Consider the following 18,670-nt stretch of genomic DNA (forward strand, 5'->3'; position numbering starts at 1 on the left):
CCGTCCTTCCGGGCTTTCCGCATCCGTAGATTGGCCGTTCCTTGTCCGAGCACTCCGCCGTATCCCACGACGACACTCCGTCGCTGTCTCCGCACGCCATTCAGGACAAGTGGCAGGCGTACTGGGAAGAGCACGACACCTTCCGTGCCGGGGGTGACGACGACACGCGACCGCGCAAGTACGTGCTCGCGATGTTCCCGTACCCGTCGGGCGATCTGCACATGGGCCACGCGGAGAACTACCTCTACAGTGACATCGTCGCTCGTTTCTGGCGACACCGCGGTCACAACGTGCTCAACCCGATCGGCTGGGACTCGTTCGGCCTGCCGGCCGAGAACGCCGCGATCCGCCGCGGCGCCGACCCGCGGGAGTGGACCTACCAGAACATCGACCAGCAGAAGGCCGGCTTCAAGGCGTACGGCGTCTCGTTCGACTGGTCGCGCGTGCTGCACACCTCCGACCCGGAGTACTACCGCTGGAACCAGTGGCTGTTCCTGAAGCTCTATGAGCGCGGCCTGGCGTACCGCAAGAAGAGCCCGGTGAACTGGTGCCCGCGTGACCAGACCGTGCTCGCCAACGAGCAGGTCGTCGACGGGCGCTGCGAGCGCTGCGGCACCGAAGTGGTGAAGAAGAAGCTCACGCAGTGGTACTTCAAGATCACCGACTACGCCGACCGGCTGCTCGATGATCTGAATCAGCTCGAGGGCTTCTGGCCGCACAAGGTGCTGCAGATGCAGCGCAACTGGATCGGGCGGTCTGTCGGTGCCGACGTCGACTTCCGCATCGAGGGTCGCGACGAGCCGGTGACGGTGTTCTCCACCCGTCCCGACACGCTGCACGGCGCCACGTTCTTCGTCGTGGCTCCGGATGCCGATCTCGCCGCCGAGCTGGTGGCGGATGCCTCGCCCGAGGTGCAGGCGCAGTTCGCCGAGTACCTGGCGAAGGTGCAGAAGGAGACCGACATCGACCGGCAGTCCACGGACCGCCCCAAGACCGGTGTCTTCCTCGAGCGGTACGCGATCAACCCGGTCAACGGCGAGCGTCTGCCGGTGTGGGCGGCCGACTACGTGCTGGCCGACTACGGCCACGGGGCGGTCATGGCCGTGCCCGCGCACGACCAGCGTGACCTCGACTTCGCCCGCGCCTTCGACCTGCCGATCAAGGTCGTCGTCGACACGACTGCGCCGGTCACCGGTGCGATCCCGGTGATCGAGACGGATGCCGATGGCGTGCCGATCATGCCGGAGTCGATCGACGATCAGGACCCTGCCGTCACCGGCATCGCCCTGACCGGCGAGGGGCGCCTGATCAACTCGGGTGACCTCGACGGTCTCTCCAAGCGCAACGCGGTGGCACGTCAGATCGAGAAGCTTGAAGCATCCGGTCTGGGCCGGGCGGCGAAGAACTACCGCCTGCGTGACTGGCTGATCTCGCGCCAGCGCTTCTGGGGCACACCGATCCCCATGCTGCACACGCAGGATGGCGAGATCGTGCCGGTCGCCGAGGATCAGCTGCCGGTGCGTCTGCCGAGCGTCGAGGGCCTGGACCTCTCGCCGAAGGGCACCTCGCCCCTCGGCGCGGCGGAATCGTGGGTGCGCACGGTCGACCCGACCACGGGAGAGCCGGCGCTGCGCGACCCCGACACCATGGACACCTTCGTCGACAGCTCCTGGTACTACCTGCGGTTCCTGTCGCCGAACAGCGACACCGTCGCGTTCGACCCGACCGAGGCGCGCCGCTGGGCGCCGGTCGATTCGTACATCGGTGGCGTCGAGCACGCGATTCTGCACCTGCTGTACGCGCGGTTCATCACCAAGGTGCTGTTCGACATCGGCCTGGTCGACTTCACCGAGCCGTTCTCGAGCCTGATCAACCAGGGCATGGTGATCCTCGACGGCGCGAAGATGTCGAAGAGCAAGGGCAACCTCGTGCTCTTCCAGGAGGAGCTCGACGCGCATGGCGCCGACGCGCTGCGCGTGAGCCTGGCGTTCGCCGGCCCGGTGGAGGACGACAAGGACTGGGCCGACGTCTCGACGACCGGTGCCGCGAAGTTCCTCGCGCGTGCACTGCGTGTCGCCCATGACGTCGACAGCCCGGTCGGCGTGGTGTTCGCCGGCGGGGACGCGGGCCTGCGCCGGGTGACCCACCGCCTGTTGGCTGATGCGCCCGGACTGGTCGAGCAGACGAAGTTCAACGTGCTCGTCGCCCGCCTGATGGAGCTCGTCAACGCGATCCGCAAGACGATCGACTCGGGCGCCGGGGCATCTGACCCTGCTGTCCGCGAGGCTGCGGAGACGCTCGCGGTGATGCTGGACCTCATCGCCCCGCACTCCGCTGAGGAGATGTGGGAGGCGCTCGGTCACGAGCCGTCTGTCGGTCTGGTGCAGTGGCGTTCGGCCGATCCGGCGCTGCTCATCGAAGACACCGTCACCACCGCTGTGCAGGTGAACGGCAAGGTGCGCACGACGCTCGAGGTGCCGGCCAAGATCGGCGACGCCGAGCTGGAGGCCCTCGCCCGCGCCGACGAGAAGGTGCAGCGAGCGCTGGAGGGCAAGGAGGTCGTGCGCGTGATCGTGCGGGCTCCGAAGATCGTCAACTTCGCCGTCAAGGGCTGAGAACACACGCAGAACGCCCGGAGCGCTGGCTCCGGGCGTTCTGCTGTCTTCGCGTGAGCGGATCCTGGGGTGCGCGGTTCGGCCTCCACACCCGTGGATTCACGCGGACTCTCCACAGCACCCGGAATCGGCCGCTGGGTGGGGTGGGGCGTCGGCCTAGCGTGGGCGGATGCCGGCAGTCGACGATGAGGAACGTGACCAGTCGGCGCCACCACGGCTGAGGCTCGGCGTCGGCGCGGCGGTGACGCTCGGGCTGGTGGTGCTCTCGGCCGCGGTCGGCTGGGGCATCCTGCGGGGGCAGGCGGCACCGAGTGAGACCGTCTCGCTCGACGGCCACGGTGGCGAGGCGTCCGTCAGCGCACCGGCCGGCATTTACGTGCACGTGTTGGGCGAGGTGCAGACGCCCGGTCTGTACCTGCTGGCGCCGGATGCGCGGTTGGTCGATGCCCTCGCGGCAGCGGGCGGCTCGCTGAAGACGGCAGACCTGCGCGCGGTGAACCTCGCGCGCCCGTTGACGGACGGCGAGCAGATCGTCGTACCTGCCGAAGGCGCCCTACCTGAGATCGCTGAGACTCCGGGGGTCGTCGACGGCAAGGTCGACCTGAACACGGCCGACATCGCCACATTGGAGACGCTGCCGAGAATCGGGCCGGCGCTCGCGCAGCGGATCATTGACTGGCGTGAGCAGAACGGCGGGTTTCGCTCCGTCGACGATCTGCTCGCGGTGCCGGGTATCGGCGAAAAGCTCATGGAGGGTCTGCGCGAGCAGGTGCGGGTATGAAAGACCCGCGCGGCGCGGTCCTGGCGGCCTTGGTTTGGGGCGCAGCGCTGCTCGCGGTCTTCGCCCCAGAGTTCGCCGGAGGGATGTTGGCACTGTGCATAGCTGGCGCGCTGGGCGTCGGGGTTTTCGCGCGACAGCGCGGTGTGGCGGTGCTGGTGCTCCTCGCCTGCGCGGCGGTGTCGTGGTCGGTCGTCGCGGCAGGGCCAGCGCGAACGGAGGCCGCCCGGTGGGATGGGCGCGCCGTGGAGACCGTCGTTCAGGTCACGTCGTCAGCGGTGCGCGGCGACGACGGGCGTCTGTGGGCGGACGCGCAGACGCTCAGTCTCGGGGCACCCGGCTCGCCCCGCGCGACGACTGTTCCTGTCCGGATCGGGGTCGACGAGATGGATGGAGTCGATCTCGGAGCGACGCTCCGGCTGTCCGGGCAGGCGAAGGCGACGGATGCGGGGGAGCGTGCCGCTCTGGTGATCTTCGGAACCCGAGCTGAGGTGGAGCGCCCCGCCAGCGGCGTCTTCGCTCTCGCGGCCGACGTACGTGCCGGCTTCGTGCAGCGAGCAACGCGGCTTCCGGGGCCCGGCGCCGGTCTGCTTCCCGGGCTCGCCGTCGGTGACACGACGGCCGTCACCGCCGAACTGGATGCCGCCATGCTCGCCTCCGGGCTCAGCCACCTCACCGCTGTGAGCGGCGCGAACTGTGCCATCGTCGTGGCGGCCGTGTTCTGGGTCGTGTCCCTCTGCGGAGGCCCGCGGTGGCTGCGTGTGACTGTGGCGCTCGTGGCCCTCGCCGCGTTCGTCGTCCTGGTGACGCCGGAGCCCAGCGTGATCCGGGCATCGGTCATGGCCGCGCTGGCCATGCTCACGATCCTTCTCGGGCGCCCCAGCGCGGGTCTGGCCATGCTGTCGCTCGCGGTCACCGGCATCCTGGTGATCGACCCCTGGCTGGCGGCGACCCCGGGATTCGCGCTCAGCGCGGCCGCGACGGGCGCTCTGCTGCTGCTTGCCCGACCGCTGATGCGCGGCATGACCCGGTGGATGCCGGCGGCGCTGTCGCTGGCGATCTCGGTGCCGCTGGCCGCGCAACTCGTCTGCGGGCCGATCGTCGCGCTGTTCTCGGAGCAGCAGTCCCTCGTCTCGGTGGCCGCGAACCTGTTGGCGGCGCCGGCCGCGCCGTTGGCGACCGTGATCGGACTGCTCGCCTGCCTCTCGGCTCCGATCCCGCCTCTGGCCGATCTGCTCGCGGCAGCGGCCTGGCTGCCGTCGGCGTGGATCGCGTCGGTGGCCGAGGTGTCCGCCGCGCTGCCTGGGGCAGTGCTGCCGGTGACGGCGGGTCTGCTGAGCGCGGCCGTGGTCGGCCTGCTCAGCGCGGCCGTCGGGATTGTGCTGGTCAGGCCGCCGTCGCGGGCGCTGCGGCGTGCGGCGGTCGCCGTGCTGGTCGTCACGGTGGGGCTCGAGGGAGCGCGGATGCTGCTCACTGGGCCGCTCGCGGCCGCGGGGAGCCCGGAGGGCTGGAGCATCGCCGCGTGCGACATCGGCCAGGGAGACGCGATGGTCGTGAGATCTGAGGGCGCTGTGGCGTTGATCGACACCGGGCCGGACCCCGGGCTGCTCGACGCCTGCCTGCGCGCGCTGGGCATCGACCACATCGATCTGCTCGTGCTCACGCACTTCGACCTTGACCACGTCGGTGGGGTGGACGCGGTGCGAGGGCGGGCAGAGACGGTGCTGCACGGCCCGGTCAGCGAGGGGGACGAAGAGCGCCTGCTGGAGATGCTCGCCGACGGCGGCGCCCGGCTCATACAAGCCTCGCGCGGCATGCAGGGCACCCTGGGCGGGGCGAACTGGCGCGTGCTCTGGCCGCGAGCAGACGACCGCGTCTATCCGGCCGGAAACGATGCGAGTGTCGTGCTCGACATCTCTGGCGGCGGCGTGCCGCGGTCGCTGTTCCTTGGTGATCTCGCGGCCGAGCCGCAGCGTCAACTGGTGCGCGACGGCAGCCTGCTGGGAGACTTCGATGTCGTAAAGGTCTCGCATCACGGCAGTGGGGATCAGGACGCCGGACTGTACGAGTTGCTCGGCGCGGAGGCGGCGGTGATCGGCGTCGGAGCAGACAACGACTACGGGCATCCGCGCGCCGAGACCCTCGCTCTGCTCGAGACCGCGGGCTCCCACGTGCTGCGCACGGACCAGCGCGGGCGCATCCTGCTCAGCATGCGCGATGGGCAGCTCGCGGTCTGGAGCGAGCGGATGCCCGAGTGAGCTGCGGCCACCGGTCGTCGTCGGGAAGCGACGTCGGTGACCCCGGATAGGCTGGTGTCATGGCCGCTCGTCCCCCCGCTCGCAGTTCCGCCGCGAAGGGGCCCAAGATTCCCCAGGTCTCTTGGCGTGAACCGCGTCCGGCGCCCATCGTGCTGGTGTCCGGCCCCGAAGAAGTCCTCGCCGAGCGCGCGATCGCCGGGGTGCGCGACTACCTGCGTGCAGAAGACCCCGCGCTCGAGGTCAGCGACGTCCGTGCCGACGACTATGCCGCCGGCACACTGCTCGCCCTCACCTCGCCGTCGTTGTTCGGCGAACCGCGGCTCGTGCGGGTCGCTGGCGTCGAGAAGTGCACGGATGCCTTCCTGCAAGAAGCGCTGAGTTACATCGAGCACCCGCAGGAGGGAGCCACGGTCATCCTGCGCCACACGGGCGCCAGCGTGCGCGGCAAGAAGCTGCTCGACGCGATCCGCGCCGGCACCGGTGACGGCATCGAGATCCCCGCCGCGGCCATCAAACGTGACAGCGACCGGGTCGACTTCGCCGCCGGCGAGTTCAAGGCGGCGAAGAAGCGCATCGTTCCGACCGCGCTGCGCGCGCTGGTCTCGGCGTTCGCCGACGATGTCACCGAACTGGCCGCAGCCTGCCAGCAGCTCATCGGCGACGTGGACGGCGACATCACTGACGAGGTCATCACCCGCTACTACGGAGGGCGGGTGGAGGTCTCGGCCTTCGTCGTAGCCGACACCGCGATCGCCGGTCGCTACGGCGAGGCGCTCATTGCCCTGCGTCACGCCCTTGCCTCCGGCGCCGACCCGGTGCCGATGGTCGCCGCGTTCGCAATGAAGCTGCGGGGAATGGCTCGGGTCGCGGGTAACCGTGAACCCAGCCGCCAGCTTGCCCAGCGCCTCGGTATGAAGGACTGGCAGGTCGATCGCGCCCGCCGTGACCTGCAGGGGTGGAACGAGCGCTCCCTTGGACTCGCGATCCAGGCCACGGCCCGCGCCGACGCCGAGGTCAAGGGTGCGGCCCGCGACCCGATCTTCGCGCTCGAGCGCATGGTCACCGTGATCGCCACCCGCGCGCCGTTCGGCACCGAGCCCGGGCGCTGACTCTCACGCCGGAAGCGATGCCACCCCGCGATACGTGTACGTGAACGGCCGGTTGAAGCGGGGGCCGGGGGAGTAGGCGAGAGCTGCCTGTCGATCGCGCCCGGCAGCATCCGATCTGTCCACCAGCCCATGCAGGGAGTGTAGCCACTGCCCCCAGGGACGACGAAGGCCCGCCTCCAGGGGAGACGGGCCTTTCGCGAAGGTCAGTGGCTCAGAGGCCGGCGACCTGCGAAGCGATGGCCGACTTGCGGTTCTTCGCCTGGTTCTTGTGCAGCACACCCTTGCTGACGGCCTTGTCGAGCTTGACCGAAGCGGCGGTCAGGGCGGCCTCAGCGGCCTCCTTGTCGCCGGCGACGACGGCCTCACGGGTCTTGCGGACGAGCGTCTTGAGCTCACTCTTGACGGCCTTGTTGCGCTCCTGAGCCTTCAGGTTGGTCTTGTTGCGCTTGATCTGCGACTTGATGTTTGCCACGTGTGGACACTTTCTGTCTGGATGATATTCGGATGCCGCCGGCGGTAGAGGGGCGCCGTACGGCGGTCGTGAGGGACAAACCCACACGCAAGCCAAGAACCAAGCCTACCAGCAGCAGGGCAGAACACGCGAAACGAGCCCCGCCGCGTCACCCCGCCTGAGCAGCGTCTTGTTCCATCGTGGCCAGAGCCAACTTGAGGATGGCGTTGAAGACCTGGGGGCGCATCGCCGTCACCAGATGCGAGGTGCGCGGCACGACAATCAGTTCGGCATGCGGAGCGAGCTTGCGAAACAGCGCCTCATGGGTGCGCAGCTGGTCATACTGGCCGTTCACGAACCACAGGCGAATGTCGATGTGCGCGACGGCCGTGGCCAGATCCAGCGCCGAGAGACTGCGCAGCGCGACATCCTGCGCATCGAGCGCGTAGCCGCCCGCGGAGAAGTCGCCCCTCGTCTCTTCGGGGATGGTCGCGGTGAGGATCTGCTCGGCGATCCACAGGCCGCGATCGGGCAGCCGGTCCACTGTGCCGGCGAGAAAGCGGTATGCCGCGAGGGCGGCACCGCGGGGGAGCGCAGTGCACGAGGCGGCGATCAGCGCAGCCACCGGTGGGCGCTCGGCGGCTCCCGTGTATGCCAGCGACACCAGGCCACCCATCGAGTGACCCACCAGCAGCACGGGACCGCGCGCCGCGGCCTTCCGTACCGCCTCGTCGATCGTCTGCAGGGCGCCGTCAAGGGTGAACTCCTCGGCCATGCGGCTGCCATGGCCGGGGAGGTCGACGGCGGTCACCGGCACGCCGTGCTCCTCAAGCCACGCGACCTGCGAGCGCCACATGGTGGCGGAGGTGCGGATGCCGTGCACGAGGACGACCTGAGCGTTCACGCCAACATCATAGGCAGAACACGAGAAAGCGGGGCCGGTGGCGAACCACCGACCCCGCTTCGACAGCGAGCTGCTTACTTCTCCCAGCCCGTGTTCTCGACCGGCTGGACGCCGAATCCGTCAAGACCCACGTAGGGCTCGGGGGTCAGGTTGGCCAGACCCTTCTTGACGGTCGAGATCGACGGACCGTTGTAGAGCGGGATGATGCCCCAGTCCTGGAAGATCTCGGCCTCGAGCTTCATGGCTGCAGCCGTCTGCTCCTCGGCGGTCGGGAGCGACTCGACCTCGGTCTTGATGCGCTCGTCCATCTCAGGCGTCTGGACACCCGAGAGGTTCAGGCCCATGTCCATGCAGTACAGCTGGCAGAACCAGGCGGCACCGAACGGGTCGGACGAGGTGAAGCGGAGACCTGCGACATCCCAGTTCTTCGAGGTGTAGTCCTCGGCGAACTTGGCGGCCGGACGGACATCGACCTTGAGGTCGAGGCCGATGGCCTTCTGCTGCTGCTGCAGCGCGGTCGCGAGCGCCTTCTGCGTCGGGTCGTCGCTGAAGATCGGGTAGGTCGCCTCGAGACGGACGCCGTCCTTCTCGCGGATACCGTCTTCACCCTCGACCCAGCCGGCCTCTTCGAGCAGCGCCTTGGCGCCCTCGACGTCGTACTTCCAACCGGCCTCTTCGAGCGCGTTGGAGTAGCCAGGCTGGAACGAGAAGAGCGTCAGCGAACCGGCGGGCTCCTCGGTGTAGTCGAGGCCGTTCCATGCGATCTGCTTCTGCTGGTCGATGTCGATGGCCTTGAAGAACGCCTCGCGGACCTTGACGTCCTCGAACTGCGGCTTCGTGGCGTCGACCTCGAGCAGCGTGTTGGCGGTCTGCGTCGAGCGGTAGGTGACGACGTCTTCCATGTCGGCAACCTGAGCCAGGCGGTCCTTGGTGCCGGTGCCGACCATGTCGATCTCGCCGTTCTTGAAGGCGTTGATCGAGGCCTGGGCGTCCATACCGGTGAAGGTCACCTTGTCGAGCAGCGGCTTGTCGCCCCACCACTCGGTGTTCGGCTTGAACGAGACGTAGTCCTTGTTCGCGTCGAACTCGTCGATCGTGTACGGGCCGGCGCCCCACTCGGGGTGCGGGTCGTCGATCATGGCCTCGTTGAACTTGGTCGGGTCAGCCAGGGCCGGGTGGATGATTCCGGTGAGGAACGGCATCTCGGGCCAGGCGAACTCGCCGTCGAAGGTGACGATCGCCGTCTTGGCGGTGTCGCCCTGCTCGACCGACTTGATCTGCTTGTAACCGTCGGTCGCGTTCGGGTTGAAGCCCTCGTCGATCGAGCGGTTGGCCTTCCAGGTCGCCTCGATGGCGGTCCAGTCCATGTCGGTGCCGTCGTTCCAGTGCGCGTCATCCGTGAAGGTGAACGTGATCTGGGTGTTGCCGTCGACCGTGTCGATCTTCCACTCGTCGAGGTACGCGTCGTGCTTGTACGGGGTGCCGTCCGGCTCCTGCAGCAGGATCTGGGGCATGTACCACGCAGCGATGCGTGCCGTGTCCGCGCTGCCGTCGCCGTTGAAGGCGTTCAGCTGCTCGGGGATCTCGTTGATCGGGAAGTGGGCCTCGCCACCCTCCTGGAGGTTCTCGCGGGGCTGGGGGTTGTAGTCCGCCATCTCGGTGGCGGCCGCGTCGCCGTCACCGTTGCCTTCACCGTCGGTGCCGGTGTTGGCTGCACACCCACCGAGAACGAGTGCGAGGGCGCCGCTGAATGCGATCGCCCCCATCAGCTTCTGCTGCTTCATGGTGCTCCTTTCGCGCCTTTCGGCGTGTCATAAGGGGAGGATAGTTCGCGATTCAGCCCGAATGAGGGGATGTGGGTGAATCGTGACTAACCGTTATCGGACAGTGATCCGGGCCGAAAAAGCACAGCGGCGCACCGTCCCCCATTCGGAGGACGGTGCGCCGGAAAGCGCTCGCTGATCAGACGGTGGCTGGCTTGGTCGACATCGTCTCCGGATCGAACACGACGCGCTGACGCGTGCGCTCGATGTCGGGGTCAGGAACCGGGATGGCCGAGAGCAGTGCCTGCGTGTAGGGATGCTGCGGGTTCTCGAACACCTCATCGACATCGCCGTGCTCGACGAACTCGCCGAGGTACATCACGGCCACGCGGTCGGCGATGTGACGCACCACCGAGAGGTCGTGCGCGACGAATAGGTACGACAGGCCGAGCTTCACCTTCAGCTCATCGAGCAGGTTGATGACACCAGCCTGGATCGACACGTCCAGCGCCGACACCGGCTCATCGAGCACGACGATCTTCGGGTTGGTCGACAGCGCGCGAGCGATGCCGATGCGCTGACGCTGACCACCCGAGAACGCGCCGGGGAACCGGTCGCGGTGGGCGGGGTTCAGACCCACGAGATCCATCAGCTCTTCGACCCGGAGCATCGCCTCGTCCTTCGGCGTGCCGATCGCCGACAGCGGCTCCGCGATGATGTCCGCGACCGTCATACGCGGGTCCAGGGCTCCCATAGGGTCCTGGAAGACGATCTGGATGTCGCGACGCAGCTCGCGTTCGACCTTGTGGCTGTGGATGTCGTTGACGCTGGTGCCGGCGATGATGATGTCGCCGTCCTCCTGCTTCGCGAAGTCCATGATCTGCAGCAAGGTCGTCGACTTGCCACTGCCGGACTCACCGACGATCGCCATGGTCTCGCCCTCGCGCACGTCGAAGGTGACGCCCTTGACGGCGTGCACCTCGCCGACCTTGCGCTTGAACAGCGCACCCTTGAGCAGGGGGAAGGTCTTGGTGAGGTTGCGCACGTCGAGGGTGACCGGACGCTCTTCACGCGGGGTGCGCGTGAGGGTGCTCTCGGGAACAGCCTTGACGGGGTAGACGGGCAGGCCACCGATCAGCCCGCCGTCGGCGATCTCATCGGCACGGATGCACGCCGCCAGGTGCGGCTCTCCGCTGCCCGTGGCAACCGACACGAGGTCGGGCTCGCGCGTGCGGCAGGCGTCCACCGCGATCGGGCAGCGCGACGCGAACGGGCAGGCATCGGGCAGATCGATCAGCAGCGGTGGGTTTCCCTTGATCGGGGTCAGCGGCTCCTTCTCGGTCTTGTCCACACGGGGGATCGCGCCCAGGAGGCCGATCGAGTACGGCATCCGCGTGCGGTGGAACAGCTCGTGCGCCGGGGCGTGCTCGACGGGCTTGCCTGCATACATGACCATCACGTCGTCGGCGGTACGAGCGACCACACCCATGTCGTGCGTGATCATGATGACGGCGGCGCCGGTTTCATCCTGCGCCTTCTCGATGAGGTCGAGGATCTGCGCCTGGATGGTCACGTCGAGTGCGGTCGTCGGCTCATCGCAGATGATGAGCTTGGGGTTGTTCGCCATCGCGATGGCGATCACCACACGCTGGCGCATGCCGCCCGAGAACTCGTGCGGGAATGACTTCATCCGCTTCTCGGGGTTGGTGATGCCGACCAGACGGAGCAGCTCGAGCGAGCGATCCCAGGCATCCTGCTTGGACAGGTTGCGGTGGGCGGTCAGCGCCTCGATCAGCTGATCACCGATCGTGAACACCGGCGTGAGCGAGGTGAGCGGGTCCTGGAAGACCATCGCCATGCCGTTACCGCGGATCACCGACATCTGCTTGTCGGACTTGCCCAGCAGCTCCTCGCCGTCGAACACGATCGACCCGGTGATCTTGGCGTTGTCGTCGAGCAGGCCCATGATCGCCAGCGAGGTGACCGATTTGCCGGAGCCGGACTCACCCACGATGCCGAGGGTCTTGCCGGCCTCGAGGTCGAACGAGACGCCGCGCACGGCATCCACTCGTCCTGCCTCTGAGGGGAAACTGACCTTGAGGTCGCGAACGGACAGTACGGTGCTCATGCGCGGCCTCCTGCCGACGAAGTGGGATCGAGCGCGTCACGCAGACCGTCGGCCACAAGAGCCATCGAGACGGTCAGCAGGGTCAGCGCCAGGGCAGGGAAGTAGAACAGCCACGGGGCACTGGTGACACTCGCCGATCCCTCGCCGATGAGCGAGCCGAGCGAGACATCCGGGATCTTCACACCGAAACCGATGAACGACAGGCCGGTCTCGGTCATCACTGCGCCCACAACGCCGAGGGTGAAGTTGATGACGAGCAGCGAGCCGATGTTGGGCAGCAGGTGGCGCAGCACGATCTTCATGCCCGGCACGCCCATGTAGCGCGCGGCCGACACGTACTCGCGCTCGCGCAGCGAGAGGGCCATCGTCCAGATGACACGGGCCGGGAAGAACCAGCCGACGACGAAGATCATCACCAGGGCGATCACCCGCCAGTCACCACCGGCCGCGTTCGACATCATCGCCAGGATGAGGAAGTTGGGCACCACCATCATGAAGTGGATCACCAGCAGCGAGATGCGCTCGGTCCAGCCGCCGAAGTAGGCGGCGGCGGTGCCGACGATCGCGGAGATGATCGTCACACCCACCGACACCGTGACGGCGATCATCAGTGACCGCTGCAGACCGACGAAGGTCTGGGTGAACGTGTCATTTCCCGACGCGTTGGTGCCGAACCAGTGCTCGGCCGAAGGGCCGGTGCTGAGGTTCAGGAAGTCCATGTCGGTCGGCGTGTACGGCGAGAACAGGGGCACGACGATCGAGGCCAGTGCCAGCACGACGAAGATGACGATGCCGCCGACGGCGGGCTTGTTGCGCATGAAGCGCCGTGAATAGAGAGTCCACTTCGACAGACGCTTGCCGGGCAGGCGCTCCGCGGTGGTGTCCGGGCCGACGGGCGGCTGGACGACAGGGTCGATCATTTCGGTGCTCATGCTCAGCTCACCCTCACTCGCGGGTCGAGAACGACGACGGCGATGTCGGCGAGGATTGCGCCGATGGCGGTCAGCACGGCGCCGAAGGCCGCGACTGCGACCACGCCATGCACGTCGTTCCCGTTGATGGTCGTCAGGAAGTAACGACCCATGCCCTGCCAGGCGAAGATCGTCTCGGTCAGGATCGCGCCCGTGAAGACGGTCGGGATCGTGAACGCCACCTGTGTGGCGACCGGGATCAGCGAGGTCCGCAGGGCGTGCTTGCGGATGGCCTGCTGCTTGGTGAGGCCCTTGGCGCGGGCGGTTCGGACGTAGTCGGCCTTGATGTTGTCGAGCAGCAGCGATCGCTGCAGGAAGTACGTGCCCGCGTAGCCGGTGATCACCAGAGCGATCGTCGGCAGGATCAGGTGTTGCAGCGCATCCACCAGCACGGGGAAGAAGCCGGTGACACCTTCACTCGACGAGCCCGTGACGTAGAACACTCGCTCGCCGACCCACTGGTTGAAGTTGATCGCGAGGATCACGATCGCCAGCGCCGCCACGATGATGTTGATGTTCATCGTGATGATCGAGATGCCCTGCACGATGCGGTCGGCCAGCTTGTACTGGCGCGAGGCCGTGTACACACCGAGCGCGATACCGATCACCGTGGCGATGATCGTCGCTCCGAGCACCAGCTCGGCGCTGACCCAGGCGCGGTAGGCGATCTGCTCGTTGACCGAGCCGCCCGTGGGGCTGACCCCCCAGTTCCAGTGCAGGACGATGTCGGTGAGCCAGTTCCACCACCGCTCGTAGAGCGGGACGGAGTCGCTGAGGTTGCGGGGGGCGAGCAGGTTCTCGATCTGCTGTTCACTGAGCGGGGGACGACGTCCCACGTAGTTGCTCTTCGGGTCCAGGTAGGCCCACGCGAGGAAGTACGTGATGTTTGTCGCGACCACGATCATGAGCAGCCAGCCGAGGGCTCTGCGCACGAGGTACTTGATCAAGGTGTGATTCTTTCTCTTTACAGCTGAGCGCGGGATCTGCCGACGCAACGCTGGGTCGGGATCCAGGGGTACTGGACTCCAGGCAACTTTCGGAGACTATCACCGGCCGCTCCGAATCGGGGATTCGCAGGCCCGGAACGTACAATCGACACAACCCGTTCGGCAAGCTCAGGGACCCCATGTCACCACGCGCTCTTTCGCCGCTGTCGCCTGCCGCGACTCCGGCCCCGCAGATCCGCAATTTCTGCATCATCGCTCACATCGATCACGGCAAGTCGACCCTTGCCGACCGGATGCTGCAGATCACCGGTGTCGTCGCTGAGCGTGACATGCGCGCCCAGTACCTCGACCGGATGGACATCGAGCGCGAGCGCGGTATCACCATCAAGAGCCAGGCCGTGCGCATGCCGTGGGCGATCGGTGAGGGCAAGAACGCCGAGACATTCGCGCTGAACATGATCGACACCCCCGGGCACGTCGACTTCACCTACGAGGTCTCTCGTTCCCTCGCCGCCTGTGAGGGTGCGATCCTGCTCGTCGACGCGGCGCAGGGCATCGAGGCCCAGACGCTGGCCAACCTGTACCTGGCGCTCGAGAACGACCTCACGATCATCCCGGTGCTGAACAAGATCGATCTGCCGGCGGCGGAGCCCGAGAAGTACGCCAAGGAGCTCGCCGATCTCATCGGCGGTCGCCCCGAAGACGTGCTGCGGGTCTCGGGCAAGACCGGCGTCGGCGTCGAGGAACTGCTGGACCGCATCGTCGAGCAGATTCCGGCACCGGTCGGCAATGCCGACGCTCCCGCCCGGGCCATGATCTTCGACTCTGTCTATGACGCCTACCGCGGCGTCGTCACCTACGTGCGCATGGTCGATGGCCAGCTGCAGCCGCGCGAGCGAATCCAGATGATGTCGACGCACGCCAACCACGAGCTTCTCGAGATCGGTGTCTCGAGCCCGGAGCCGATTCCCACCAAGGGCCTCGGCGTCGGTGAGGTGGGATACCTCATCACCGGTGTGAAAGACGTGCGCCAGTCGAAGGTGGGTGACACGGTCACCACCGCGCGCAAGCCGGCATCCGAGCCGCTTGCCGGCTACACCGACCCCAAGCCGATGGTCTTCTCGGGCATCTACCCGATCGACGGCAGCGACTACGCCGAGCTGCGTGAGGCCCTCGACAAGCTCAAGCTGTCGGATGCCTCGCTGCAGTACGAGCCGGAGACTTCCGTCGCCCTCGGCTTCGGCTTCCGCGCCGGCTTCCTCGGGCTGTTGCACCTCGAGATCATCACCGAGCGCCTGTCGCGGGAGTTCGGCCTCGATCTCATCACCACCGCGCCGAGCGTGATCTACGAGGTCACCACCGACACCGGCGAGAAGGTCACCGTCACCAACCCCAGCGAGTACCCCGACGGGCGTGTCGCCTCGGTCGCCGAGCCGATGGTCAAGGCAGCGATCCTGCTGCCGAAGGACTACGTCGGCACCGTCATGGAACTGTGCCAGTCGCGCCGCGGTTCGCTGCTCGGCATGGAGTACTTCAGCGAAGAGCGCGTCGAGCTGCGCTACAACATCCCGCTCGGCGAGATCGTGTTCGACTTCTTCGATCAGCTGAAGTCGAAGACGCAGGGCTACGCGAGCCTCGACTACGAGCCCAGCGGCCAGCAGGAGTCCGACCTGGTCAAGGTCGACATCCTGCTGCAGGGCGACAAGGTCGACGCGTTCAGCTCGATCGTGCACCGGGACAAGGCGTACGCCTACGGCACGATGATGGCCGAGCGCCTGCGCAAGCTCATCCCGCGCCAGCAGTTCGAGGTGCCGATCCAGGCCGCGATCGGTGCCAGGATCATCGCCCGCGAGACCATCCGCGCGATCCGCAAGGACGTGCTCGCCAAGTGCTACGGCGGTGACATCACCCGTAAGCGCAAGCTGCTCGAGAAGCAGAAAGAGGGCAAGAAGCGCATGAAGATGGTCGGCCGCGTCGAGGTGCCGCAGGAGGCGTTCATCGCCGCACTGTCCGGCGACGTCGAGGGCAAGGACAAGAAGTAGCGTTCAGGTACGCCGTCTAGGGTGGAGACCATGCGTCGCGGGACATTCCGAGAAGGCACGGTGGATTACGCCGCGGTCGGGGCTACCCATGCCCCCGACCTGATGCAGTATCCGCCGGAGCACAGCATCCCTGCCGAGAACTCCTGGCGGATCGGCAGTGGCGAGGAGCGCTTCCGCGCCACGGGGGAGGCGCTGCTGTCGTGGACGGCGCAGCGCGCCGCCGGCCTCGAGCTGGAAGACGTCCGCCCTGCCGCGGCGACCGGATACACCGGTGTCAGCTTCGACGCGGAGGGCGCTCCGATCGCGCCGAACAAGGCGCAGAGCGAGCAGCGATTCGACGCGGGCGGTACGCCGTTCGTCGCACCCGGCATGACACTCAAGGTACGTGGCCGGGTGGCCGGCATGAGCGCGGATGCCGAACTGCGCGTCATCTCGGTCACGGAGGAGCCGCGCCGGATCGGTTTCGTGCTCGGCACCGTCGGCGGCTCCGTCGTCAGCGGCGAGGAGGCGTTCGACGTGGACTGGCGTGAAGACAGCGATGAGGTGTGGTTCACCGTGCGGGCGTTCGACGCCCCGGCATCCGTGCTGTATCGCACTGTCCCCGCGCTGATCAAACGCCGCCGTCGGGAGCTCTTCGCGCGCTACCTGCGTGCGATCTCGCCGATGTACACCACCCCGCACTGATGGCGGGACCGCTTCCGCTCGGTGACCCGGCTCCGGCCGACGGACACCTGCCTTCGTCTGTGCGCGTCGATCACGACGTGCCCTTCTCGGCGTACCTGCACGTGCCGTTCTGTCGAGTGCGCTGCGGCTACTGCGACTTCAACACGTACACGTCGAGTGAATTGCGGGGGGCGCGGCAGGAAGACTACGCCAGCACGCTCATCGCCGAGATCGAGCTTGCAGCCCGGGTGCTGACCGAAGCCGGGGGCCTGCGGCCCATGCACACCGTGTTCTTCGGTGGGGGCACGCCGACGCTGCTGCCGCCGGGTGATCTCGCGCGGATGCTGGATGCTGCGGCATCCGCCTTCGGGCTGGAGGACGGCGCGGAAGTCACCGTCGAGGCCAACCCCGACACGGTCACCCCCGAGGTCGTCGCGACGCTCGCGGCTGCGGGCGTGACGCGCATGTCGGTGGGCATGCAGTCGGCGGTGCCGCATGTGCTCGCCGCCCTCGACCGCACCCACCGCCCGGAGAACGTCACGACAGCGGTGCGGGCCGCCCGCGAGGCAGGGCTCGACGTGAGCGTCGACCTCATCTACGGAGCGCCGGGGGAGTCGCTCGGCGACTGGGAGCAGTCGCTGGATGCCGCCCTGGCCCTCGATCCCGACCACATCTCGACCTACGCCCTGATCATCGAGGACGGCACGAAGCTGGCCAGGCAGATCCGCCGCGGTGAGGTGCCCATGCCCGATGACGACCTGCAGGCCGACATGTACGAGCTCGCGGATGCGCGCCTGGGCGGGGCCGGCTACGACTGGTATGAGGTGAGCAATTGGGCGCGCGGTGCCGAACAGCGGTCGCTGCACAATCTCGCCTACTGGCGCGGCTCGGACTGGTGGGGCTTCGGTCCTGGCGCGCACAGCCACGTCGGCGGGTTGCGCTGGTGGAACGTGAAGCACCCGGCGGCCTACGCCCAGCGCCTCGCGGCGGGGGATTCGCCTGCCGCGGGCCGGGAACAGCCCGACCCCGAGGCGGCGATGCTCGAGCGCGTGCTGCTGCGCAGCCGGCTCGCCGAGGGCATCCCGATCGCTGATGTGCCCGAGAGCGGGCGCGAACGCGTCGCCGAGCTCATCGCCGACGGGCTGGTCGACCCGGCCGCCGCGCTGCGCGACCGGCAGCTGCGCCTGACGCTGCGGGGACGCCTGCTCGCCGACGCCGTCGTGCGCGCTCTCACCGACTGAGTCTTACCCCCCTGCGCCCCGCGCGGCCCGATGGGAGCAGGAAAGTGCCGCTGCGCGCGCCCGGCGAGCGGCGCTTTTCTGCTGCGCTAACCAGTCAGTGCGCGGTGCGGGTGGCGATGGCGCGGCGGATGCGGGTAAGGAAGGATGCCAGACCGTCGTGAAGGTCGTGCTCGGTGAGGCGGATGACGATCCAGCCGAGGTCTTCGAGCTCGCGTTGTCGCCGAATGTCGCGGCGCCACTGCGTACGGTCGGTGCGATGCCCGTCGCCTTCGTACTCGATCGCGATGCGCAGCTCCGGGTAGGCCAGGTCGTTACGCGCGATGAGGATGCCGCCGACGCGCACCTCATACTGCACCACGGGTTCGGGCAGCCCCGCCGCGCGGATCGCCAGTCGCGTCTGTGTCTCCTTGGGTGACTCCACCCCCAGCCGTGCCAGCGGCAAGGCGGCGCGAATTCGGGCCGATCCCGGAAACCGACCCCACACGGACAGCTGCTCTGTGATCTGTGCGAGGGTGCTGAGCGGCCGTCGTGGGGCCAGTCCGGGATAGTTGAGCGAGGTCGTGACCAGCGCGTCGAGCATGACGACCGCATCATCAGCCGAGAGCAGAGCGGCCGTGCTGAAGCAGGCAGCTTCGGGTGAGACCGCCGGGAGACCGCGCAGTTTCCATGTCGTCGACCGTCCCTGTGCCAGTCGTCGTCCATGCACGCCCTGTGTCTGAGGCGGGCCTTGTGTGGAGGGCACGGCGAGCTCCAGGAGCTCGGCCGGTGACCAGGGGAGGGGGACGGGCAAACCCCACAAC

Annotated in this window: 14 protein-coding genes; 7 read left to right on the top strand and 7 right to left on the bottom strand. The window is 67.7% G+C overall.

Annotation, left to right across the window (positions count from 1 at the left end; all coding sequences use genetic code 11):
- Nucleotides 1-41: 41 nt before the first annotated feature.
- The 4 genes from leuS (at nucleotide 42) to holA (ending at nucleotide 6,760) form a co-directional block, all read left to right on the top strand.
- On the top strand, nucleotides 42-2,615 hold the full coding sequence (gene leuS, locus WDU93_RS12985) for a leucine--tRNA ligase (protein WP_337321307.1): 2,574 nt from the start codon (nucleotides 42-44) through the stop codon (nucleotides 2,613-2,615).
- A gap of 169 nt (nucleotides 2,616-2,784) precedes the next feature.
- Nucleotides 2,785-3,396, top strand: a complete 612-nt coding sequence (locus tag WDU93_RS12990; RefSeq protein ID WP_337321309.1) for a ComEA family DNA-binding protein — start codon at nucleotides 2,785-2,787, stop codon at nucleotides 3,394-3,396.
- Entirely contained in the window at nucleotides 3,393-5,651 is a 2,259-nt protein-coding gene (locus WDU93_RS12995; protein ID WP_337321312.1) for a ComEC/Rec2 family competence protein, read from the top strand. Before WDU93_RS12990 ends, WDU93_RS12995 begins: the two co-directional genes overlap by 4 nt.
- Nucleotides 5,652-5,710: 59 nt before the next feature.
- A complete protein-coding gene (holA, locus tag WDU93_RS13000) occupies nucleotides 5,711-6,760 on the top strand; it encodes a DNA polymerase III subunit delta (RefSeq protein WP_337321314.1) in 1,050 nt (349 codons plus the stop codon).
- Nucleotides 6,761-6,971: 211 nt separating this feature from the next.
- Here holA and rpsT read toward each other — a convergent pair whose 3' ends face one another.
- The 6 genes from rpsT to WDU93_RS13030 all read right to left on the bottom strand — a co-directional run bounded on the left by rpsT (nucleotide 6,972) and on the right by WDU93_RS13030 (nucleotide 13,924).
- Nucleotides 6,972-7,232 carry a 30S ribosomal protein S20 gene (rpsT, locus tag WDU93_RS13005; RefSeq protein WP_337321315.1) on the bottom strand — a complete coding sequence of 87 codons (261 nt, stop codon included), beginning with the start codon at nucleotides 7,230-7,232 and terminating at the stop codon, nucleotides 6,972-6,974.
- 148 nt (nucleotides 7,233-7,380) lie between these two features.
- Nucleotides 7,381-8,115, bottom strand: a complete 735-nt coding sequence (locus WDU93_RS13010) for an alpha/beta fold hydrolase (protein ID WP_337321316.1) — start codon at nucleotides 8,113-8,115, stop codon at nucleotides 7,381-7,383.
- Between the two features lie 74 nt (nucleotides 8,116-8,189).
- Nucleotides 8,190-9,899, bottom strand: coding sequence for an ABC transporter family substrate-binding protein (locus tag WDU93_RS13015; RefSeq protein WP_337321317.1), 1,710 nt, complete (start codon nucleotides 9,897-9,899; stop codon nucleotides 8,190-8,192).
- Nucleotides 9,900-10,077: 178 nt separating this feature from the next.
- On the bottom strand, nucleotides 10,078-12,006 hold the full coding sequence (locus tag WDU93_RS13020) for an ABC transporter ATP-binding protein (RefSeq protein ID WP_337321318.1): 1,929 nt from the start codon (nucleotides 12,004-12,006) through the stop codon (nucleotides 10,078-10,080).
- The gene (locus WDU93_RS13025; RefSeq protein WP_337321320.1) at nucleotides 12,003-12,938 is read right to left on the bottom strand and encodes an ABC transporter permease; all 936 of its coding nucleotides are present in this window, start codon (nucleotides 12,936-12,938) and stop codon (nucleotides 12,003-12,005) included. The genes WDU93_RS13020 and WDU93_RS13025 overlap by 4 nt, the downstream gene beginning before the upstream one ends.
- Nucleotides 12,939-12,940: 2 nt before the next feature.
- On the bottom strand, nucleotides 12,941-13,924 hold the full coding sequence (locus WDU93_RS13030) for an ABC transporter permease (RefSeq protein WP_337321322.1): 984 nt from the start codon (nucleotides 13,922-13,924) through the stop codon (nucleotides 12,941-12,943).
- Nucleotides 13,925-14,103: 179 nt separating this feature from the next.
- Here WDU93_RS13030 and lepA point away from each other — a divergent pair, with 179 nt between their 5' ends.
- Genes lepA through hemW form a run of 3 tightly spaced genes read left to right on the top strand, consistent with a single transcriptional unit; the run spans nucleotide 14,104 to nucleotide 17,870 of the window.
- A complete protein-coding gene (gene lepA, locus WDU93_RS13035; protein ID WP_337321324.1) occupies nucleotides 14,104-15,966 on the top strand; it encodes a translation elongation factor 4 in 1,863 nt (620 codons plus the stop codon).
- 30 nt (nucleotides 15,967-15,996) lie between these two features.
- The gene (locus WDU93_RS13040; RefSeq protein WP_337321326.1) at nucleotides 15,997-16,650 is read left to right on the top strand and encodes a DUF1990 family protein; all 654 of its coding nucleotides are present in this window, start codon (nucleotides 15,997-15,999) and stop codon (nucleotides 16,648-16,650) included.
- A complete protein-coding gene (gene hemW / locus WDU93_RS13045; protein ID WP_337321328.1) occupies nucleotides 16,650-17,870 on the top strand; it encodes a radical SAM family heme chaperone HemW in 1,221 nt (406 codons plus the stop codon). The genes WDU93_RS13040 and hemW overlap by 1 nt, the downstream gene beginning before the upstream one ends.
- Before the next feature lie 94 nt (nucleotides 17,871-17,964).
- On the opposite strand, the gene WDU93_RS13050 is transcribed toward hemW, so the two are convergent.
- Entirely contained in the window at nucleotides 17,965-18,576 is a 612-nt protein-coding gene (locus tag WDU93_RS13050; RefSeq protein WP_337321330.1) for an endonuclease domain-containing protein, read from the bottom strand.
- Between the last annotated feature and the right edge of the window lie 94 nt (nucleotides 18,577-18,670).

The sequence above is a fragment of the Microbacterium istanbulense genome (genome assembly GCF_037204145.1).
GTDB lineage: Bacteria > Actinomycetota > Actinomycetes > Actinomycetales > Microbacteriaceae > Microbacterium > Microbacterium istanbulense.